The sequence below is a fragment of the Streptomyces sp. NPDC017520 genome, from assembly GCF_044329855.1.
GTDB lineage: Bacteria > Actinomycetota > Actinomycetes > Streptomycetales > Streptomycetaceae > Streptomyces.
Genome location: NZ_JBIRKB010000002.1, coordinates 634,665 through 654,963, shown reverse-complemented (window position 1 = coordinate 654,963; position 20,299 = coordinate 634,665). Strand labels below are relative to the sequence as shown.

Here is a 20,299-nt window from a genome sequence, read left to right as displayed (position 1 = left end):
AGGGCAACTGAATAGTCGTCACACCGGGGAGCCAGGTGGGAAGTGATACCGAGGTAGGGGGAGTAGCGGCCGTCGGTGAAGCTCGCTGTCTGTGGGGCCGGCCGTCAGCGGTGCGGGATCAGGCCTCTGCCTCCTGGACCTTCCTGAACATCTCGAAGAGTGCGGCCGCGACGGGCAGCCACTCCTCCGGGGGGACCTGGCCGGGCAGGCGGCGGAGTTCGACCTGCACCAGCCCGGCCGCGCCGTCCGCGTGTCCGGGATCGAGGCGGTCGTGCTGGCCCATTGCCGGGGAACTGGCCATCATCCCCTCCGTCACCGTGCTACCACCGCCCGCGGACATCAGATCCGGGCCGCCCGAGACGATGCTGTTCAGCCACTTTCCGCGCTGCGGGCCGAAGGACTTCTCGCTGTCGCCCGCACCGTGGTCGGCGAAGCCCTGCTTGTAGACGGGGTCGCCTGCCGCGAGAGAGGCCACTTCGAGAACGCGAGCGGGATCGAAAGCGGACTGCGCGTTGTCGGGCAGCGCCGCGTACATCGCGGAGAAGCTCATCCGGCTCATCAGCGGCAGGAAGTACTTCGCCTGGTCCTGCCGTCCGGACTGCTGCGCCCCGGCCAGCAGATACGTGTACACCGTGGCCAGCAACCCCCGGAGCTCCCGTGTTCCGGCCGGGTCGAGGTTTGCGCAGTACGCGTCGGTGAAACGTTGGGCGTCCCCCAGAATCGCCGCGTCCCGTTTCGGGTTGGCACCGCCGAGCGCGGTCGTGTCGGTCCGCTTTTCCGGATCCTCCCCGAGGATGTGCACGTCCTCGGGGTTCGACGGGGAGGCGAGCGGCAGTTCCTGGCCGACCAGCGCCTGGAACAGGGCAAGCATCTTCTCCAGGCTGACGCCCCCGGTCGCCTGTGGTTTCGCCAGCGGCGGGTACAGGCGGTCCGCACCCGGCACGTACACGTCGTTCCCCCGGTGCTGGTGGACCGTGCCTTCCTCCGACAGCACCTCGCCGAGTTCGGTGTTGCCACCCATGAGGCTCGCCAGCTTCGTCGAGGTGTGGAGCGTGCTGAACGCGGCGGCCATCTCGCCGACCGCCTTGGCCATGCGCTCCAGCTCCGGGGCCGTGCCCTCCTCCTCGAAGGGCACCGTTACGAACTCGAGCGCACTGGCGTCCGGGGTTATGTACCAGTCCCCGGAAGCTGCTTCGAAGATCTTCTCGTCCTTGGAGATCACCGGCCGGTCGTCGGCCCGCACCAGCATGTTGGTCTCGAATTCGAAACCGACCTTCCGCTGGATCTCCACGGCCCCGTCGGCGGGGGCGCCGCCCCGCGTCCCGCCGGGGGACGGGTCCGCATCCCGTTGGACCGGAGCCGCCATCGCCTTCGCCGAGACCGCCTCCGCCTCCCGCTCGGCGTGATCGTTCGGGTGGGAGACCTTCAGACCGTCCCCCGTCTCGGTACCGGGCACCTGGCCCTCCCGCTGCTGGCGGACGTGGTGCAGTTCGTGCGCCAGGGTCTGCGGCTCGGAGACGTCTCCGACGACGTGGTCCCCGGAGGTGAACGCGGTCGCGCCGATGGACCGGGACACTTCGATGTCGCGCGGGGAGTCGTGGACGGACACCGAACGGAAGGTACCTTCGGGTGCGCCCAGCCGGCTCTCCATGTCCGACCTGACCGGCTCCGACAGTGAGCGTCCCCGGGATCGGAGCACGTCGTGGACGGCGGTGGAACGCTGGACCGGCTCGGCGGGCTCCTCGTGGCCGCAGCCCGGCTCGTGCCGGTGCGTCTCCCGCTGGAGCATGCGGGTCACCGCCGCGTTGCCGATGCTCCGCTGGAGAGCGCGGGCCGAACTCGGCGCGAGGGTGGCCCCGTCGGCCGCCGGGCGCGCGGCGGCCGACACGGCGGGAGGCGCGGGACGCCGCGGCCTGCCCGTGTCAGGTGTTCTGCCGGGTTCCTGCGCGCGCATGTTGGGGTCCTTCCGGGGCGGAGGAGGGTCCTCCTCAGAGGAGGTTCCTCCTCGGGTGAGGGTTCTCCTCATGTGTAGGAGGCCGACCGCACGTCCTGAAGAGGAACGAGGGCAGCGCCCGGGCATGACCGGACGGACCGAAGGGGCAGTGATGCGGGCAGCGGGGGGAGTACGAACGGTGCGGGGATGCGGACGGTGGGGCAGCACAGGGCGGGCCGCCGCTCGCCCCCGACCGGTCTCCCGTACCGCCTCCAAGCCCTACTGGCGCCCCCCGTCCCCCGGCGTCACCAGCCCCGACTCGTACGCGAAGATCACCGCCTGCGCCCGGTCCCGCAGGTCCAGCTTGGCCAGCACCCGCCCGATGTGCGTCTTGACGGTCTGCTCGGCCAGCACCAGACGCGCCGCGATCTCCTGGTTCGACAGCCCCCGGGCGATGAGCTCCAGGACCTCGCTCTCGCGCGGGGTCAGCCCGTTCAGCCGGAGCGCCTGGCCGTTGCGCGTCGCGCCGGAGGGCCGCTGCGCCGCGAAGTCCGCGATCAGGCGGCGGGTCACCGAGGGCGCGAGCAGCGCGTCCCCGGCCGCCACCACCCGTACCGCCGCGATTAGATCGGCGGGCGGCGCGTCCTTCAGCAGGAACCCGGACGCGCCCGCGCGCAGCGCCTCGTACACGTAGTCGTCCACGTCGAACGTGGTGAGCATCAGGACCTTCGGCCGGTGCACCACCCCCACCGGCGGGTTCAACAGCTCGCGCGCGGCGGCCAGTCCGTCCATCTCCGGCATCCGCACGTCCATCAGGACGACGTCGGGGTGCTGGTTGCGGCTGACGTCGACGCCCTGGCGGCCGTCCGCCGCCTCGCCCACCACGTCGATGTCGCTCTGCGCCGCCAGCAGCGCCGCGAATCCGGCCCGCACCATGGCCTGGTCGTCGACGATGATCACGCGGATGGTCACAGATCCTCCGAAGGGGGTGGGGCGGACGGCGGCACGGCCGGAGGCAGCGGCATCCGGGCGGCCACCCGGAACCCGCCGTCGGGCAGCGGCCCGGTGTCCAGCGTGCCGCCGGTCAACCGTACGCGCTCCCGCATCCCCACCAGCCCGTGCCCGGTCCCGCTCGTCTCCAGCGGCGAAGCGCGCGTGGCGGCGGGCCCGTTGACGACCAGCACAAGGAGGTGACCGTTGTTCGGCGTGACGAGGACCCGGGTGCGGGCCCCCGGCGCGTGCCGCACCACGTTGGCCAGCGCCTCCTGCACGATCCGGTACGCCGACAGATCCACCGCCGGCGGCACCTCGCCCAGCTCCGCGGCCAGCGTCAGCTCTGCCGGCAGCCCGGCCCGAACCGTCGCCTCCACCAGCTGCTGGAGCCGGTCCAGACCCGGCTGCGGCGCCCGGTCGCCCTCGGTGCCGTCGCTGCGCAGCACCGACAGCAGCCGCCGCATCTCACCGAGGGACTCCCGCGCGGCCGCCGCGATCGAGGCGAACTCCTCCTGCGCCGGCTCCGAGAGCCCGGAGATCCGGTACGGCGCGGAGTCGGCCTGCACGGTGATCACCGACATGTGGTGCGCGACCACGTCGTGCAGCTCACGGGCGATCCGTGTCCGCTCCTCCAGCAGCGTGCGCTGGGCCCGCTCCTCCTCGCTGATCGTCTCCTGCTCGGCCAGCCGCCGCGTCGCCTCGCTCCGCTCCCGTACGGCACCGCCGATCACGAGGACCACCGCGCCGAGGATCGGCAGCAGCAGGGCGCTGCCGGTGTTGCGGTCCGCCGGCGCGACCAGATGCAGCACGAACCCGGCCGCGCCCGTCGCCAGCCAGACACCGACCACGGTCCGCCGTGTCTCGCGCAGACCGAGGGCCAGCAGCAGGAAGAGGTACGCGACCAGCACCGGCGGGATCCACGGCCAGATGGCATGCCGCTCGTCGGAGTGCGCCAGCAGCACCAGGGCGCCCACGATGTCGGCGGGGAAGATGATCCACCACGCCTGGAGAGGCCGGTGGGCCAGCATCAGCAGGGGGGCGGACTGGGCCACCCCGAGCGCCCCGGCCAGTGCGCCCGGCACGCCGTACTGCGAGGTCAGGACGTTGATGGTGACCGGGATGAAGGTCGCGGTCAGGGCGAGCACCACGACGTACGGCAGCAGCCGCTGCCACCGCTTCGGGGCTTCCGCCAGCAGCGGGGTGGACGGATGGGACGCGTGGGACAGCCCGTGGGCGAGCTCGCGCAGATTGCGGCGGGCGGCGCTCAGCAGGCCGTCGGCGGGCGGCGGGGGCCCGGCGGGGGAAGTGGACATGGCCCGGTCAGCCTAGGCACGCGGGGGCCCGGGGGCGTCATACCGGGGTCGCGATCCGCGGCGGGTCCGCCTCATACCCCGGTACGGGGTGACAGCCCCGGCGGGGGCACGAGCCCGTGAGACACAAGCCCGTGAGACACGAGCCCGTGAGACACGAGTCCGTGAGACACGAGCCCGTGAGACACGAGCCCGTGAGACACGAGCCCGTGAGGCACGAGGCCACGGCTCTCACAGCCTCACAGCTCGGCGAGCAGCTGGGCCTTCTTCGCGCTGTACTCGGCGTCCGTCACCAGTCCGGCCTGATGCAGCTCGCCGAGGTGATGTATCCGCTCGGCGATGTCCGCCGGATCGCGCCGCCCGGCGTTCACCAGGACCGGGGCGGAGGCGGCGGGCGCGGGCTGGGTCCGGCGTACGGATTCCAGGACGGCGGCGGCGAAGGGCAGCGACTCGTGCACCGGCCCGTAGCCCAGGCCGAACAGCACGGCCGCCGGATCCTGGTCCGCGGTGGCGGCCGGAGGCTCGGCGGGCCCGCCCGCGGGCGGGCCGCCGTCCGGGCCGCAGCCGCCGGGACCGTGCAGATCGCCCAGGCTGCCGCCGGTGCGATGGTCGACCGGGGCCGCCGCGCGGGGCACCAGACGCAGATACCCGTCCAGCGCCTCCGGCGAGCGCCACACGATTCCGGCCAGTTCGCTCACCCGGAAGCTCTGGTCGCCGGCCTTCCACTTGGCGCTGGAGGCCCCGGTCCAGGACCACCGGAAGGAGATCCGCTCGCCGTCGAAGCTGGCCCGGCCGTCGTACGCCTTGAAGTGCATCGGGGCCTCGGGGGCCGCCACCAGGAACCGGTCGGCGCTCTCGCCCGACGCCGGGTCCAGCAGGGCCCGCAGCTCGTCCGCGTAGTACTCGGCGAGCACCTCCCGCTCCGCCGGAAGCACCAGGCGATAGGGGTCGCACCCCTCCTTGAGCTGCCCGGAGGCAGCCTCCACCAGAGGATCGGCACCCGCTCTCGGCACGGCACGCAGAACCACCGTGCCCCGCTTGCCGGGGGTCAGCGACACCGACGACAAGGCCGCATACGGGATGCGGCGTTCCCGCAGGCTCTGGAAGAGCTTCGGTGTGCGGATGCCCCGTTCGAAGCGGATGAGCACGGAGTCGGTGTCGAACTCCCAGGTGGCATGAATTCCGGCCAGCACATCACCCATGTGCCTCATCGTATGCGGCACAGTCCCGCACGTCCCCCCTCGTAGCAAGTCGCGATTAATCCGCCCGACACCGACCTCTACGCGCGTCAGCCGTCCCGCTCACCGGAAATACCGCTGTGGCAGGCGCCGTCGGCACTCGCACAGCTGACCGATCCGTACGCTCCGACACCGATCGCGGCGAAGTTGTCCAGGCTCTCTGTACCCGGTTCGAAGTAACCGCTGTGCCCGGCGGCGCCGGCCGCCGAGACGATCCGCGCACCGAAGGCCGGGTCCACCGGATCGGCCCCGTGACCGATCCCGCCGAACTCCAGATGGGGTACGTCCCCGATCCAGTCGTCCCCGTCCCGCGTCGCCCAGATCCGGGCGCCGGTCCCCAGCTGCCCGGCGTTGGCGGCCCGCATGCCGGGGCTGCCCGCGACCGCGATGTCTGCCACCCGGTCGTGGGCCCGGTGCGCGGCCACCCCGCACACCACGGAGCCGTAGCTGTGGCAGAACAGCGAGACCTCCGAGGCGCCGGGCAGCGCGCCGACCATCGCGTTCAGCCGGACCGCGCCGTTCGCCGCGAGCCCGCCCAGCGCCGCGTCCATGCCGAGGCCGGCCGGGGCGGTGTAGTCGGCCCACGCGATGACGGCCGTGCGCGTGCCCGGGGAGGCCGAGCGCTCCGCCTTGTACAGCGACTTGGCCATGCCGACGGGGGCCCGGTACGCGCGAGTGCTGCGCTCCAGGGTCAGCAGATGGGTGTCGACGCCCGGAACGACGACGGAGACCCGGGCGGCCCGGTCGAGATTCCCGAACACCTCGGCGGCACGGCCCTTCCCGGAGGGATCGAAGGCCAGGATCTGGCGTTGACCCGCGAGCATCGACCGGAACCGGCCGAGACGGGCCACCGCCTCACCGCGCCCGTCCGGCGAGAGCTTCTCGTCGTGCGCCCGCGTCCTCTCCACGGCCACGGCCTGTCTGAGGGCCAACCGGTTGGCGTGGTAGCGCAGGGTGACCGGAGCGCCGTTCAGATTCCCCACCACCGACGGGTGCTCGTCGGCGAGCGCGATCTGCTGTCCCGAGGTGAGGGTGGCGAAGAAGTGGGCCAGCCGGTAGGCGGGAGCGTCCACGTCCGGCAGCGAGCGGCCGGCTATCCGATCCTTCGCCCAGGAGGCGAGCGCGAGCTCGCGCGCCCCGCTGGAGTGCTGATCACGGACGGCGCTCCAGCCCGTCGTCGCCAGCATCACGAACACCACCGCCACGGCGAGCAGAGCGCGCCATGCGGTCAACGTGGGTGAGGTGTCGAAGGAAGTCACTGCGCCACACCCTAGGAGACGCGTGCCGACCACCGTGATCCAGGTGAGGCACATCACCCGTCCGCGAAGGATTCATCACGGATTTCTCACCCAGGGTCACTACCGCCCCGTGGCCGCGCTACTTCCGACGCCAGTTCCGGGCGAGGGCCGGGACGAGCTGGTCGAGATACTCCTCGGTCAGGTCGCGCAGCGCCTCCACGCTCGGGTCGAGCCCCCGCCCCCACAGCTGACCGGTCACCCGCATCACCCCGGAGAACGCGGCGACGGCCACCCGCGGCCGGGGGTCCCGTTCCACGTCGAGCCCCTCGCGCTCCGCGATCAGCAGGGCGATCTGGTTCTCCAGGGCGACCCCGCGCCGCATGTGGGCGGCGAGCAGAGTGGGGGTCGACTCGATCATCTGGTAGGTCCGCATATGGAGATCGACGGTGACCACCTCCTCGATCGCCTCGCCGATGCTGTTCCACGCGCACAGCACCGCCCGGCGCATGGCCTCGAAGGGGGCTTCGTCCGCGGGGCGGCGGCGCAGCTCCTCGATGAAGCGGGACTCGACCATCTCCTGCACGGCGAAGGTGGCGTCCTCCTTGCTCGCGAAGTAGCGGAAGAAGGTGCGCTGGGAGACCTCCACGGCGTCGACGATCTCGTCGACGGTGGTGCGTTCGTACCCCTGGGTGGTGAACAGTTCGAGGGAGGCGCGTACCAGGGCGCCCCGAGTGCGCTGCTTCTTGCGTTCACGCAGTCCGGCTCGGGGCTCGACTGTCTGCCCGTCGGTCACGTACCGGTTCCTCTTTTCCCGTGTTTGTCCAGCTCAGCATACCTGTGAGCTACGTGTGAGCTACGTGACAGTTACTGTCTTGTGAATTGGTTTGTCAACTGTCAGTAGCTGTCACTAGTCTCGCCGTATGACTAGTCAGACCACCGTCGAGAAGGCGCCGCGGGAGCCGGAAGACAACGCAGTACCCGCCCCGGTCAAGGGGCTTCGCGGCCACCCCTGGCTGACCCTCTTCGCCGTCGCCCTCGGCGTGATGATGGTCGCCCTCGACGGCACCATCGTCGCCATCGCGAACCCCGCGATCCAGAAGGACCTCGGAGCCTCGCTCGCCGACGTCCAGTGGATCACCAACGGCTATCTCCTGGCGCTCGCCGTCGCCCTGATCACCGCGGGCAAGCTGGGCGACCGCTTCGGCCACCGTCAGACCTTCCTGATCGGTATCGCGGGATTCGCGATCTCCTCCGCGGCGATCGGTTTCTCCCAGGAGATCGTCCTGGTCGTTCTCTTCCGCGTGCTCCAGGGGCTCTTCGGCGCCCTGCTGATGCCGGCCGCACTCGGCCTGCTGCGCGCCACCTTCCCCGCCGAGAAGCTGAACATGGCGATCGGCATCTGGGGCATGGTCATCGGCGCGTCCACCGCGGGCGGCCCGATCGTCGGCGGTCTGCTCGTCGAGCACGTCAGCTGGCAGTCGGTCTTCTTCATCAACGTGCCGGTCGGCATCATCGCGCTCATCTTCGGCCTGGTGATCCTCAAGGACCACCGCGCCGCCAACGCGCCGCGCTCCTTCGACATCCTCGGCATCGTGCTGCTCTCCGGCGCGATGTTCTCCCTCATCTGGGGCATCATCAAGGCCGGTGAGTCCTGGGGCTGGGGCGACGGCCGCACCTGGGCGTGGCTCGGCCTCGCGATCCTGCTCTTCGTCGCCTTCGGCCTCTGGGAGACCAAGGTCAAGGAACCGCTCGTCCCGCTGGGGATGTTCCGCTCCGTCCCGTTGACGGCCGGTGTCGTGCTCATGATGCTGATGGCCTTCGCCTTCATGGGCGGCCTCTTCTTCGTGACGTTCTTCCTCCAGGGCGTCCACGGCCTCAGCCCGGTCGACAGCGGTCTGCACCTGCTGCCGCTGACCGCCATGATGATCGTCTCCTCGCCGGTCGCCGGCCTGCTGATCACCAAGTTCGGCCCGCGCGTCCCGCTGGTCGGCGGCATGGTCTGCACGGCCACCGCGATGTTCGGCATGACCACGCTCAGCGACTCCACCGGCACCTTCGCGATGTCCCTCTGGTTCGCCCTCCTCGGCTGCGGGCTCGCCCCGGTCATGGTCGGCGCCACCGAGGTCATCGTCGGCAACGCGCCTATGGAGCTGTCCGGCGTGGCCGGCGGACTCCAGCAGGCCGCCATGCAGGTCGGCGGCGCGCTCGGCACCGCCGTCCTCGGCGCCGTCATGTCCTCCAAGGTCAGCTCCGAGTTCGCGGACAACTGGGCGGGCGCGGGCCTGCCCGGCGCCGCCGACCCGAAGCTGGAGGAGGCCGCCGAGTTCGGCATCGTCCCGGCCGAGGAGCTCGCCAAGGCTCCCGGCATGACGCCGGACGTCATCGACACCATCGGCGGGGTCATCCACGACACGTTCATGTCCGGCATGGGCCTGGCCTTCACGGTCGCGGGCATCGTCGCCGTGATCGCCGCCTTCGTCGCCACCCTCACCAAGCGCGGCGAGAACGCCGAGGCGGGGGCCGGAGTCGGTCACATCTGACGCCCGAAGCGGCGCGGATCGTCAACACAGCGCAGGCCGGAGCCCCGCCGAATCCTTTCGGCGGGGCTCTCGCCTATCAGGGTGGCGCCCCCCGGCCGCCCTTCCGCTCACGCCGTCCGGTGACGCAGAGTGAGCGGCGGAAGCGAACACCGACCAACCACGGGGGTTGATCCATCATGCGTACGACCGTCCTCGCGGCGGCCGCCCTGGCCGTCACCGCACTCCTTCCCCAGGCCCTGGCCCACGACCGGGCGGCGGCGGCCCCCGAGCGGTCCCCGGGCATCGCCCTCGGGGCCTGTGAGGCGGGCAGGCTCTGCCTCTGGAAGAAGCCCGACTTCACCGGGGCCCGCCACACCTTCGAGCTCTCCGGCGTGGACATCGAGAGCTGCGTCCCGCTGCCGAAGGGCGGCGACGCCCAGTCCCTCGCCAACCGCACCGGGCGGCCCGTCACGACCTACCAGTCCGCCGAGTGCGCCGAGACGGGGGAGTTCGAGACGTACCCCGGCGGCGGCACCTGGACGCCCCGTTCCCCGTACCAGGTACGAGCCTTCAAGATCTGGGAGAACTGAGCCCCGGCACGCCTCAGGGGCGGCGACGCTCCCGCGCCACCGCCCCTGAGGACCTTCCGTACCGCGACCGCCGCTACGCGTCGCCGCCCGCCGCGCCCGGATCGGCCGCGGCCACGTCCAGGAGCTCGTAGCGGTCCACCGCCGTCTTCAGGGCCGACCGGTCGATCCTGCCCTCCTTGGCCAGCTCGGTGAGGACCGCCAGCACGATCGACTGCGCGTCGATGTGGAAGAACCGGCGGGCCGCACCCCGGGTGTCCGCGAAGCCGAAGCCGTCCGCGCCCAGCGACTGGTAGGCGCCCGGCACCCAGCGCGCGATCTGGTCCGGAACCGAACGCATCCAGTCCGAGACCGCCACGAACGGGCCCTGGGCCGCTTCGAGCTTCCTCGTCACGTACGGGACGCGCTGCTCCTCCTCCGGGTGCAGGAGGTTGTAGCGCTCGACGTCCACCGCCTCGCGGCGCAGCTCGTTCCAGGAGGTCGCCGACCAGACGTCCGCCCTGACGTTCCACTCGTCCGCGAGGATCTTCTGCGCCTCCAGAGCCCAGGGGACCGCCACACCGGACGCCATGATCTGGGCCGGGATCTCGCCCTTCTCACCGGTGCTGAAGCGGTGGATGCCCTTGAGGATGCCCTCGACGTCCACGTCCCTCGGCTCGGCCGGGTGCTGGATCGGCTCGTTGTAGACGGTGAGGTAGTAGAAGACGTCCTCGTTCGCCTCGCCGTACATCCGGCGCAGCCCGTCCTTCATGATGTGCGCGATCTCGAACCCGTACGCCGGGTCGTACGCGACACAGCCCGGGTTCGTCGAGGCGAGCAGCTGCGAGTGGCCGTCCGCGTGCTGGAGGCCCTCACCGGTCAGCGTCGTGCGGCCGGCGGTCGCGCCGAGCACGAAGCCGCGCGCGAGCTGGTCGGCCATCTGCCAGAACTGGTCGCCGGTGCGCTGGAACCCGAACATCGAGTAGAAGACGTACACCGGGATCAGCGGCTCGCCGTGCGTGGCGTACGCCGAGCCGGCCGCGATCAGCGAGGCCGTGCAGCCCGCCTCGGAGATGCCGTCGTGCAGCATCTGCCCCGTCGGGGACTCCTTGTAGGCGAGCAGCAGATCGCGGTCGACCGCCTCGTACTGCTGGCCGAGCGGGTTGTAGATCTTCGCACTCGGGAAGAAAGCGTCCATGCCGAAGGTGCGGTACTCATCGGGGGCGATCAGCACGAAACGCTTGCCGATCTCCTTGTCCCGCATGAGGTCCTTCAGGACGCGGACAAACGCCATGGTGGTGGCGATCGACTGCGTACCCGAACCCTTCTTCGCAGCCGCGTACGTCTTGTCCTCGGGCTGCGGAAGAGGCTTCGCACGCACCACACGGGTCGGGACGTAACCGCCCAGACCCTGGCGGCGGTCGTGCATGTACTGGATCTCCTCCGAGTCGCGACCCGGGTGGTAGTAGGGCGGGTAGCCCTCGTCCAGCTGCTTGTCCGTGATCGGGATGTGCAGCCGGTCCCGGAAGCGCTTGAGGTCCTCGACCGTGAGCTTCTTCATCTGGTGGGTCGCGTTGCGGCCCTCGAAGTTCGGCCCCAGCGTCCAGCCCTTGACCGTCTGCGCCAGGATCACCGTCGGCTGGCCCTTGTGCGCCTTGGCCGCCGCGTAGGCCGCGTAGACCTTGCGGTGGTCGTGGCCGCCGCGGCCCAGGTGCAGGATCTGCTGGTCGGTCATGTCCTTGACCATGTCCCGCAGCCGCGGGTCGTCGCCGAAGAAGTGCTCGCGGATGTACTCACCGGTCTCGGTGGCGTACGTCTGGAACTGGCCGTCCGGCGTGGTGTTCAGCCTGTTGACCAGGATGCCCGTGCGGTCCTGCGCCAACAGCGGGTCCCAGGAACGGTCCCAGACCAGTTTGATGACGTTCCAGCCGGCGCCCCGGAACTGCGACTCCAGCTCCTGGATGATCTTCCCGTTGCCGCGTACCGGGCCATCCAGCCGCTGGAGGTTGCAGTTGACCACGAAGGTCAGGTTGTCCAGGCCCTCACGGGCCGCGATGGACAGCTGGCCCAGGGACTCCGGCTCGTCCATCTCGCCGTCGCCCAGGTAGGCCCACACGTGCGACTTGGAGGTGTCGGCGATGCCGCGCGCCTCCATGTAGCGGTTCATCCGCGCCTGGTAGATCGCGCCGAGCGGGCCGAGGCCCATCGAGACGGTCGGGAACTCCCAGAAGTCCGGCATCAGCCGCGGGTGCGGATAGCTGGACAGCCCGTTCGGGGCCTTCGACTTCTCCTGGCGGAACGCGTCGAGCTGCGCCTCGCTCAGCCGGTCCAGCAGGAACGCGCGGGCGTAGATCCCGGGGGAGGCGTGTCCCTGGAAGAAGATCTGGTCGCCGCCGTCACCCTCGTCCTTGCCCCGGAAGAAGTGGTTGAAGCCCACGTCGTACAGCGAGGCGGAGGAGGCGAACGTGGCGATGTGGCCGCCGACGCCGATCCCGGGACGCTGGGCCCGAGAGACCATCACCGCCGCGTTCCAGCGGGTCGCGTTGAGGATCTTGCGTTCGATCTCCTCGTCGCCGGGGAAGAACGGCTCGTCCTTCGTGGCGATCGTATTCACGTAGTCCGTGCTGCGCATCTCCGGCACGGCGACGCGCTTCTCCCGCGCGCGCTCGATGAGCCGGAGCATCAGATAGCGGGCCCGCTCACGGCCGCGCTCGTCGACGGCGGCGTCGAGGGAGTCGAGCCATTCCCGGGTCTCCTCAGGATCAAAATCCGGGACCTGGCTCGGAAGGCCGCCAATGATGATCGGGTTGCGATCGGATCCGGAAGCCACACTGTTCCTTCGCTGTTCGGTGGTGCTCTACGGGGCCTGTTCCGGGGAACACGCCCCCGGGGACAACTCTGGGTGCGCCGACTCCATCGTGCTACCGCGAGGGCCCGAACGTCATCTCTACCGTGGGGTAACCCTGAGGTTCCGAAACGCGTCCACGGGGCACGAGTGTGGGCAGTACGCGGCTGGGTACGGGCAAACCGCAACCTTACGCCCAAGGCGTCCAAGTGTTCCCAAAGGCTGTTCGACTCCGATTGGCGGATCGAAACCGCATAAGCTGAGGAAGGACGTAAACGGATGGAGTGACCCGGAGGAGACCCCGGGAAGCCGCCGGAGAGACATGCCTGAACTTGCGGCGACGTGGCAGGGAACGTCACCGTATAGGCGGTCTCGCACGCTGGGTACTTGCGCGATTCGCCGAGCCCGTGTGGACTACGGCCAACGCCCCGCGCACGCGCGTGGCTGCAGCATTTTCCGAAGACATGATCAGGAGGCAACCCGTGAGCGCGACCGCGGACCACGCGGAGGAGCGAACCAACCCGGCAGCACGCCTGGGGTTCGAGCCCGGACAAGTGGTCCAGGAGATCGGCTACGACGAAGACGTCGAGCTGGAGCTCCGTGAGGGCATTGAGGCCACTATCGGCCAGGAACTCGTCGACGAGGAGTACGACGACGTCGCAGACGTCGTTCTGCTCTGGTTCCGTGACGAGGACGGCGACCTTACGGACGCGCTGGTGGATGCCATTGGTCTGATCGAGGACGGCGGTACGGTCTGGCTGATGACGCCGAAGACCGGCCGTGACGGATACGTCGAACCGAGCGACATCAATGAGGCTGCCCAGACAGCCGGTCTCGCCCAGACCAAGAGCCTCAGCGCGGGCAAGGACTGGACGGGCAGCCGTCTGGTCACCCCCAAGGGGGCCAAGGCCAAGCGCTGAACCACGTTCCGCACCATCCGGGGCCCCCACGGGCGCACGCCGTGCCCGTGGGGGCCTTCGCGCGTCCGCGGCCCCTCCGGGACCGGCCCGGGGCCTCTGCGTAGGGTGGGTGTCACCCGGACGGACCCGGCCGCCCGGGATGCGGAGAAGCGGCGAAGGGATACGTGTTCCATGACGATCGAGGTCGGCAGTCAGGCCCCGGACTTCCAGCTCAAGGACAACCACGGCCGGACCGTGCGGCTGTCGGAGTTCCGCGGCGAGAAGAACGTGGTGCTGGTGTTCTACCCGTTCGCCTTCACCGGCGTCTGCACCGGCGAGCTGTGCGCGCTCCGCGACGAGCTGCCCCGCTTCGAGAACGAGGACACCCAGCTCCTCGCGGTCTCCAACGACTCCATCCACACCCTGCGCGTCTTCGCCGAGCAGGAGGGCCTGGAGTACCCGCTGCTGTCCGACTTCTGGCCGCACGGGGAGACCTCGCGGGCGTACGGCGTCTTCGACGAGGACAAGGGCTGCGCGGTGCGCGGCACCTTCGTCATCGACAAGGCGGGCGTCGTCCGCTGGAGCGTCGTGAACGGGCTCCCGGACGCCCGCGACCTGAACGACTACGTCAAGGCGCTCGAAGCGCTCTGAGACGATCTCCTGGCGACGCCCGGTCAAAAGCCTGTTTTGGCCGGGAACCGGTCACTAGGATCCACTCGTTGATCCGATGCCAATGAACGACGGGGAAGACGGCGTCCGCCGGCCCCTGAGAAAACTACTGGAGGACTCGTGGGAGTCAGCCTCAGCAAGGGCGGCAACGTCTCGCTGACCAAGGCCGCGCCCAACCTGACCGCGGTCATCGTCGGTCTGGGCTGGGACGCCCGCACCACCACCGGTGGTGACTTCGACCTCGACGCCAGCGCGCTGCTGGCGAACGCCGAGGGCAAGGTCGCCGCCGACGGCAATTTCGTCTTCTTCAACAACCTGAAGAGCCCCGACGGCTCCGTCGAACACACCGGTGACAACCTCACCGGTGAGGGCGAGGGCGACGACGAGGTCATCAAGGTGAACCTGGCCGGTGTGCCGGCCGACGTCGACAAGATCGTCTTCCCGGTCTCGATCTACGAGGCCGAGAGCCGCCAGCAGAGCTTCGGCCAGGTCCGCAACGCGTACATCCGCGTGGTCAACCAGGCCGACAACACCGAGCTCGCCCGCTACGACCTGAGCGAGGACGCCTCGACGGAGACCGCCATGGTCTTCGGCGAGCTCTACCGCAACGGCGCGGAGTGGAAGTTCCGCGCCATCGGCCAGGGGTACGCCTCCGGCCTGCGCGGCATCGCCCAGGACTTCGGCGTCAACGTCTGACGTCGCTGGGCCCAGGTCCTGTCGTCGAACTCCCGTCGTCGCCCGCAGGGCAGGCGGGAGTTCGACGACGGGACCCGGGGGTGGCCGGCCCGATCCGCCGGACGCCCCTGACCGGGCGCTCTCGACGCCCGGCCCCGGGCGTCGAAAGCGCCCGGCAGCGTTTTACACGACTCGGGGAGGACACACATGGGCGTCACGCTCGCCAAGGGAGGCAATGTCTCCCTCTCCAAGGTCGCACCCAACCTCACCCAGGTGCTGGTCGGGCTCGGCTGGGACGCACGCTCCACCACAGGAGCCGCTTTCGACCTGGACGCCAGCGCACTGCTGTGCCAGTCGGGCCGCGTACTCGGTGACGAGTGGTTCATCTTCTACAACAACCTCACGAGCCCCGACGGCTCCGTCGAGCACACCGGGGACAACCTCACCGGTGAGGGCGACGGCGACGACGAGTCCGTCATCGTCCGTCTCGACCAGGTTCCCGCCCACTGCGACAAGATCATATTCCCGGTCTCGATCCATGACGCGGACAACCGGGGTCAGGCGTTCGGCCAGGTCAGCAACGCTTTCATCCGCGTGGTCAACCAGGCCGACGGCCAGGAACTGGCCCGCTACGACCTGAGCGAGGATGCCTCGACGGAGACCGCGATGATCTTCGGCGAGCTCTACCGGTACAACGGCGAGTGGAAATTCCGTGCCGTCGGCCAGGGGTACGCGTCGGGCCTGCGCGGCATCGCTCTAGACTTCGGCGTCAACGTTTCATAACCCCGCGCTCCCGGGGCCTTTCGTCTGGAGCATGCCGGACCCCGCGAGCCCGGCATGCTCCAGACGAAAGGCCCCGGAGCCGGGGAGCCCCGACGCACCGGGGGAGACCTTTTACCAACACGATGAGGTAGCCAGTGGTTCTGAAAACCTTCGGCTGGTCGTTCGCGGTCACCGCGCTCGGCCTGGTCGCAGCGATCTTCTACGGGGGGTGGCAGGCATTCGGCATCGTCGCGATCCTGTCCGTCCTGGAGATTTCGCTGTCCTTCGACAACGCGGTGATCAACGCCGGAATCCTGAAGAAGATGAATGCCTTCTGGCAGAAGATCTTCCTCACCATCGGCATCCTCATCGCCGTCTTCGGAATGCGGCTGGTGTTCCCCGTCGTGATCGTGGCCGTGAGCGCCCAGCTCGGGCCGATCGAGGCCATCGACCTGTCCTTCAACGACCCGGACAGGTACAAGGAACTGGTCACGGACGCCCATCCGTCGATCGCCGCCTTCGGTGGCATGTTCCTGTTGATGATCTTCCTCGACTTCATCTTCGACGAGGACCGTGACATCCACTGGCTGCGCTGGATCGAGCGCCCGCTCGCCAAGCTCGGCAAGGTCGACATGCTGTCGGTCTGCGTCGCGCTGATCATCCTGCTCATCACCGCCATGACCTTCGCGACCCAGGCCCACCAGCACGGTGGCGGGCACGTGGACAAGGCGGCGACGGTCATGCTCTCCGGCATCGCCGGTCTGATCACCTACCTCGTCGTCGGCGGGCTCTCCGGATTCTTCGAGGGCAAGCTGGAAGAGGAGGAGGAGCGCGAGCACGAGGCCGAGGAAGAGGCCAAGGAGAAGGGCAAGCCCGTCACCGGGGTCGCCCTCGCCGGGAAGGCCGCGTTCTTCCTCTTCCTCTACCTGGAAGTCCTGGACGCCTCGTTCTCCTTCGACGGCGTCATCGGCGCCTTCGCGATCACCAACGAGATCGTGCTGATGGCCCTCGGCCTCGGCATCGGCGCCATGTACGTCCGTTCGCTCACCGTCTACCTGGTGCGCGAGGGCACGCTCGACGACTACGTCTACCTGGAGCACGGCGCGCACTACGCGATCGGCGCGCTCTCGATCATCCTGCTGATCACCATTCAGTACGAGATCAACGAGTTCATCACCGGCTCGGTCGGCGTGATCCTGATCGCCCTCTCCTTCTGGTCCTCGGTCAGGCGCAACCGCGCCCTCGCCGCGGAATCCGGTGGCGGCGGCGGCTCGGGAGGCAAGTCCGAAGTGTCCTCCGGGGTGTGACCCGGTAAGGATTGAGGAACGCTCTCTGCGGGGCGGCCCACACGGCGACGGCTCTCCGGGATCTCCCGGACCCGGCCCGGTGGCCGCCCCGCAGCGATGTCCGGGCGCGCGAACAGGTGGGGGTTGGTATGGGATTCTTCGACGGCCTGTGGCCGGGGCGCGCGGCGCAGTTCGACTCGGGCAACTCGACGTCGAGCGCGATCGTGCTGACCAAACGGAACGCCACGATCTCGCTCAGCAAACAGGGCGCCCTGTCGGGCAACCTCCGGGTCAACCTCTCCTGGCGGATGCGGACCTCGGACATCGAGGGCCGGTCGCGCCAGAGCGGCATGCTGCGGCGCCCCCTCCAGCTCTTCAAGCCCGAGGTGGTCCAGGCGCACACCCAGGGCGTCGTCAACGTCGACCTGGACCTCGGCTGCATGTACGAGCTGATGGACGGCACCAAGGGCGTCGTGCAGCCGCTGGGCAGCCTGCTCGGCGACCTCAACGGCCCGCCCTACGTCCGGCTCAGCGGCGACGACCGGTTCGGCGCACCCTCGGGGGAGACGGTCTACGTCAACCTCGACCAGCGCGACCAGATCAAGCGGCTGCTGTTCTTCGTCTACATCTACGACCGGACGCCCGCGTTCGACCGGACGCACGCCAAGGTCACGCTCTACCCGGGCAACGGCCCGCGCATCGAGATCGAGCTGGACGAGCGCGCACCGGAGGCCCGCTCGTGCGCGGTGTTCACCGTGGAGAACATCAAGGACGAGCTGATCGTGCGGCGCGAAGTGAAGTTCGTGTACGGCTTCCAGTCGGAGCTGGACCGGCTGTACGGCTACGGCATGCAATGGGGGCGCGGCTACAAGACCCGGACCTGAGCCCCGGCAGCCGTGAGGCCCCGAGGACGTACGCGCGGACCCGAGGGCGTACGCGGGAACCGGGGACGTACGCGGGCATCAGGAAGTACGCGGGAACCGGGGCCTACGCGCGGGACCGGACCGGACCGGGGCGCGGCTCAGGACCGGACGAACTGCGGACCTTGTGGAGGCAGCACGAAATGGGGGTCGGGCGCGTGCGCGGCGGCTGCCGCGGGCTGCGGATAGCCGTACGCGGGCGGCTCGGCGGCAGGCTGCGGATAGCCGTACGCCGGCTGGTGGGCCACGGCGGCGGCGGGGTGTGCGACCGGCGGCGGATAGCCGTAGGAGGGCTGCTGGTGCTGGACCGTGGCCTGGGAGTCCGGCCCGGGCCCGGGCGGGACGGCCGGCGGCGGGGGCACGGCGGCCGGGAGGGGCCCCGCTGCCACCGGCGCGGCCGGGTCCTGCGCCCCGTTCACGGCCTGCGCCCCGTTCACGGCCTCCGATTCGTCCACCGAGATGCCGAAGGCGGTGGCCAGGCCGATCAGGCCGGTGGGATACCCCTGGCCGACCGCGCGGAACTTCCACCCCTCGCCGCGGCGGTAGAGCTCGCCGCAGATGATCGCCGTCTCTTCCCCGGTCTCCGGCCGGACATCGAACACCGCCAGCGGTTCGCCCTCGGCGAGCGCGGCGTCGAAGAGGAGTATCCGCAGGTCCAGGGCCTGCTCGAAGGCGACCCCGTCGGAGGAGGCCGCGATGACCACCTGGTCCACCGACGCGTCGAGCGCGCCGAGGTCCGCCTCGACCGTGTCCGTCAGCCCTTCCGGGACACTGCGCTTCGGCAGCCGCCGGACCAGGCCGGAGGGGTGCCGGGGCTGGTTGTAGAAGACGAAGTCCTCGTCGGACCGCACCCGGCCGGACGCACCGAGGAGCAGGGCGGAGGCGTCCACGTCGGGAACCCCGGGGCCCGGGGTCCAGCGCAGCACGGCCCGGACGGCCGCGGCATCGACGGGGACGTTCGAGCCCTTCAGCATCGTGTGCGTCATGACGGTCATCCTGCCTGCTGGGGGCCCGTGCGGACAACGCGGGGGGCGGCACGACCGTGCCCGGCGGAGGTGTGGACAAGGCGTGAAGATACTGCGACAGGGGGCCGGACAAGGGGTGGGTAACCGGAAATTCATGTACATGGGGAACTGTTGACACCCGTCCGTACGTACTATTACCGGCCATGCGTTGTTCGGCCGGTCAGGCAGTTCGGGGGAAAATCATGCGTCACTTCGGGCACATATCGCCCACTGCCCGCGAGGGTCTGTTCTTCAGGGAGCCCCGCACGTTCACCGCGGACTCCCCGGCACGGATGCTCTCCGTCGCCCTGGGAGCCACGCTCTACTCCCCGGCGACCCGGCTGTCCCTCGCCGACGACGTGCTCAAGCAGGCCGCGCGCGGCGTCGTCTCCATGGTGCTGTGCCTGGAGGACTCCATCGACGATGCCGAGGTCACCGGCGCCGAAGCCAATCTGATCAGGCAGTTCGCCGAGCTGGCCGCCGGCGACGCGGCAGCGGGGACCCAGGCCGCGGCTTCGGCGACGGCCCCGCGGGACCCGCGCGAGACCGCGACCGCCGATGTACCGCTGCTCTTCATCCGGGTACGGGAACCGGCTCAGATCACCGACCTGGTGCGGCGCCTCGGCGACTCGGTCCGTATGTTGTCCGGTTTCGTACTTCCCAAATTCACCGAAGAGCGGGGCAGGCAGTTCCTGGAGGCACTCGGCGAGGCCGAGTCGGAGTGCGGACGACGGCTCTTCGCGATGCCGGTCCTCGAATCCCCCGAGTTGCTCCATCTGGAGACCCGCGGCGAAATTCTCCAGGGCATCGCCCGCAGCGTCGAGAAGTACCGGGACCGGGTGCTCGCCCTGCGGCTCGGCGTCACCGACTTCTGCTCGGCCTACGGACTGCGCCGCGCGCCCGACATGACGGCGTACGACGTCCATATCGTCGCCTCCGTGATCGCCGACGTGGTCAACGTGCTCGGCCGGTCCGACGGCACCGGCTTCACGATCACCGGACCGGTCTGGGAGTACTTCCGCCGCCAGGAGCGCATGTTCAAGCCCCAGCTGCGCCGCAGCCCCTTCCTGGAGGGCCGGGCCGAGGAACTGCGCACGGCCCTCATCGAGCACGACCTCGACGGACTGCTCCGGGAGATCGAGCTCGACCGTGCCAACGGCCTGCTCGGCAAGACCTGTATCCACCCCTCGCACGTGGCGCCGGTCCACGCACTGTCCGTGGTCAGCCACGAGGAGTACACCGACGCCCAGGACATCCTGAGCCCGGAGCGCGAGGGCGGCGGGGTGCTGCGCTCGGCGTACACGAACAAGATGAACGAAGTGAAGCCCCACCGGGCCTGGGCCGAGCGCACACTCCAGCGGGCCGAGGCCTTCGGGGTGGCGAAGGAAGACGTCGGCTTCGTGGACCTGTTGGCCGCCGGCCTGACGAACTGAGCGCGCGTC

The 20,299-nt window shown here is 69.8% G+C and carries 17 protein-coding genes; 9 read left to right on the top strand and 8 right to left on the bottom strand.

Annotated elements, in window-relative coordinates:
- Positions 1 to 118: 118 nt before the first annotated feature.
- From ACH4KB_RS06990 to ACH4KB_RS06965, 6 genes are all read right to left on the bottom strand, one after another.
- Positions 119 to 1,954, bottom strand: coding sequence for a DUF4157 domain-containing protein (locus ACH4KB_RS06990; protein ID WP_398064370.1), 1,836 nt, complete (start codon positions 1,952 to 1,954; stop codon positions 119 to 121).
- Positions 1,955 to 2,212: 258 nt separating this feature from the next.
- A complete protein-coding gene (locus tag ACH4KB_RS06985) occupies positions 2,213 to 2,905 on the bottom strand; it encodes a response regulator (RefSeq protein WP_398064368.1) in 693 nt (230 codons plus the stop codon).
- Positions 2,902 to 4,239, bottom strand: coding sequence for a sensor histidine kinase (locus ACH4KB_RS06980; RefSeq protein ID WP_398064366.1), 1,338 nt, complete (start codon positions 4,237 to 4,239; stop codon positions 2,902 to 2,904). The genes ACH4KB_RS06985 and ACH4KB_RS06980 overlap by 4 nt, the downstream gene beginning before the upstream one ends.
- 236 nt (positions 4,240 to 4,475) lie before the next feature.
- On the bottom strand, positions 4,476 to 5,438 hold the full coding sequence (locus ACH4KB_RS06975; RefSeq protein WP_398064364.1) for a DUF4429 domain-containing protein: 963 nt from the start codon (positions 5,436 to 5,438) through the stop codon (positions 4,476 to 4,478).
- Positions 5,439 to 5,524: 86 nt separating this feature from the next.
- Positions 5,525 to 6,733 (bottom strand): alpha/beta hydrolase, encoded by a 1,209-nt coding sequence (locus ACH4KB_RS06970; RefSeq protein ID WP_398064362.1) that lies wholly within the window; start codon positions 6,731 to 6,733, stop codon positions 5,525 to 5,527.
- Positions 6,734 to 6,851: 118 nt separating this feature from the next.
- Positions 6,852 to 7,505 (bottom strand): TetR family transcriptional regulator, encoded by a 654-nt coding sequence (locus ACH4KB_RS06965; protein WP_398064361.1) that lies wholly within the window; start codon positions 7,503 to 7,505, stop codon positions 6,852 to 6,854.
- A gap of 250 nt (positions 7,506 to 7,755) precedes the next feature.
- On the opposite strand from ACH4KB_RS06965, the gene ACH4KB_RS06960 reads away from it, so the two are divergent.
- Positions 7,756 to 9,252 carry an MFS transporter gene (locus tag ACH4KB_RS06960; protein ID WP_398064682.1) on the top strand — a complete coding sequence of 499 codons (1,497 nt, stop codon included), beginning with the start codon at positions 7,756 to 7,758 and terminating at the stop codon, positions 9,250 to 9,252.
- A gap of 176 nt (positions 9,253 to 9,428) precedes the next feature.
- Positions 9,429 to 9,821: a peptidase inhibitor family I36 protein gene (locus ACH4KB_RS06955; RefSeq protein WP_398064359.1), complete on the top strand. Its 393-nt coding sequence runs from the start codon at positions 9,429 to 9,431 to the stop codon at positions 9,819 to 9,821.
- Between the two features lie 73 nt (positions 9,822 to 9,894).
- On the opposite strand, the gene aceE is transcribed toward ACH4KB_RS06955, so the two are convergent.
- Positions 9,895 to 12,627 (bottom strand): pyruvate dehydrogenase (acetyl-transferring), homodimeric type, encoded by a 2,733-nt coding sequence (aceE, locus tag ACH4KB_RS06950; protein WP_398064357.1) that lies wholly within the window; start codon positions 12,625 to 12,627, stop codon positions 9,895 to 9,897.
- Positions 12,628 to 13,124: 497 nt separating this feature from the next.
- Here aceE and ACH4KB_RS06945 point away from each other — a divergent pair, with 497 nt between their 5' ends.
- The 6 genes from ACH4KB_RS06945 to ACH4KB_RS06920 all read left to right on the top strand — a co-directional run bounded on the left by ACH4KB_RS06945 (position 13,125) and on the right by ACH4KB_RS06920 (position 17,817).
- A complete protein-coding gene (locus ACH4KB_RS06945) occupies positions 13,125 to 13,562 on the top strand; it encodes a DUF3052 domain-containing protein (protein ID WP_398064355.1) in 438 nt (145 codons plus the stop codon).
- A gap of 171 nt (positions 13,563 to 13,733) precedes the next feature.
- Positions 13,734 to 14,192 (top strand): peroxiredoxin, encoded by a 459-nt coding sequence (locus tag ACH4KB_RS06940; protein ID WP_398064353.1) that lies wholly within the window; start codon positions 13,734 to 13,736, stop codon positions 14,190 to 14,192.
- A gap of 138 nt (positions 14,193 to 14,330) precedes the next feature.
- Positions 14,331 to 14,906, top strand: a complete 576-nt coding sequence (locus tag ACH4KB_RS06935; RefSeq protein ID WP_003969402.1) for a TerD family protein — start codon at positions 14,331 to 14,333, stop codon at positions 14,904 to 14,906.
- Between the two features lie 186 nt (positions 14,907 to 15,092).
- Positions 15,093 to 15,668: a TerD family protein gene (locus ACH4KB_RS06930; RefSeq protein ID WP_398064352.1), complete on the top strand. Its 576-nt coding sequence runs from the start codon at positions 15,093 to 15,095 to the stop codon at positions 15,666 to 15,668.
- Positions 15,669 to 15,802: 134 nt separating this feature from the next.
- Entirely contained in the window at positions 15,803 to 16,954 is a 1,152-nt protein-coding gene (locus tag ACH4KB_RS06925) for a DUF475 domain-containing protein (RefSeq protein WP_398064351.1), read from the top strand.
- A 128-nt stretch (positions 16,955 to 17,082) separates the two neighbouring features.
- Positions 17,083 to 17,817 carry a Tellurium resistance gene (locus ACH4KB_RS06920; RefSeq protein ID WP_398064349.1) on the top strand — a complete coding sequence of 245 codons (735 nt, stop codon included), beginning with the start codon at positions 17,083 to 17,085 and terminating at the stop codon, positions 17,815 to 17,817.
- Positions 17,818 to 17,954: 137 nt separating this feature from the next.
- On the opposite strand, the gene ACH4KB_RS06915 is transcribed toward ACH4KB_RS06920, so the two are convergent.
- Positions 17,955 to 18,839, bottom strand: coding sequence for a TerD family protein (locus tag ACH4KB_RS06915; RefSeq protein WP_398064347.1), 885 nt, complete (start codon positions 18,837 to 18,839; stop codon positions 17,955 to 17,957).
- A 221-nt stretch (positions 18,840 to 19,060) separates the two neighbouring features.
- Here ACH4KB_RS06915 and ACH4KB_RS06910 point away from each other — a divergent pair, with 221 nt between their 5' ends.
- Positions 19,061 to 20,290, top strand: a complete 1,230-nt coding sequence (locus ACH4KB_RS06910) for an HpcH/HpaI aldolase/citrate lyase family protein (protein ID WP_398064345.1) — start codon at positions 19,061 to 19,063, stop codon at positions 20,288 to 20,290.
- The last annotated feature ends 9 nt before the right edge of the window (positions 20,291 to 20,299 follow it).

Excerpts from the sequence above, each read along its gene's own strand:
- ACH4KB_RS06915 (WP_398064347.1), bottom strand. The coding sequence starts at position 18,839 with ATGACGCACACGATGCTGAAGGGCTCGAACGTCCCCGTCGATGCCGCG.
- ACH4KB_RS06960 (WP_398064682.1), top strand. The coding sequence starts at position 7,756 with ATGATGGTCGCCCTCGACGGCACCATCGTCGCCATCGCGAACCCCGCG.
- ACH4KB_RS06930 (WP_398064352.1), top strand. The coding sequence starts at position 15,093 with ATGGGCGTCACGCTCGCCAAGGGAGGCAATGTCTCCCTCTCCAAGGTC.
- ACH4KB_RS06980 (WP_398064366.1), bottom strand. The coding sequence starts at position 4,239 with ATGTCCACTTCCCCCGCCGGGCCCCCGCCGCCCGCCGACGGCCTGCTG.
- ACH4KB_RS06920 (WP_398064349.1), top strand. The coding sequence starts at position 17,083 with ATGGGATTCTTCGACGGCCTGTGGCCGGGGCGCGCGGCGCAGTTCGAC.
- ACH4KB_RS06910 (WP_398064345.1), top strand. The coding sequence starts at position 19,061 with ATGCGTCACTTCGGGCACATATCGCCCACTGCCCGCGAGGGTCTGTTC.
- ACH4KB_RS06955 (WP_398064359.1), top strand. The coding sequence starts at position 9,429 with ATGCGTACGACCGTCCTCGCGGCGGCCGCCCTGGCCGTCACCGCACTC.
- ACH4KB_RS06990 (WP_398064370.1), bottom strand. The coding sequence starts at position 1,954 with ATGCGCGCGCAGGAACCCGGCAGAACACCTGACACGGGCAGGCCGCGG.
- ACH4KB_RS06940 (WP_398064353.1), top strand. The coding sequence starts at position 13,734 with ATGACGATCGAGGTCGGCAGTCAGGCCCCGGACTTCCAGCTCAAGGAC.
- ACH4KB_RS06975 (WP_398064364.1), bottom strand. The coding sequence starts at position 5,438 with ATGGGTGATGTGCTGGCCGGAATTCATGCCACCTGGGAGTTCGACACC.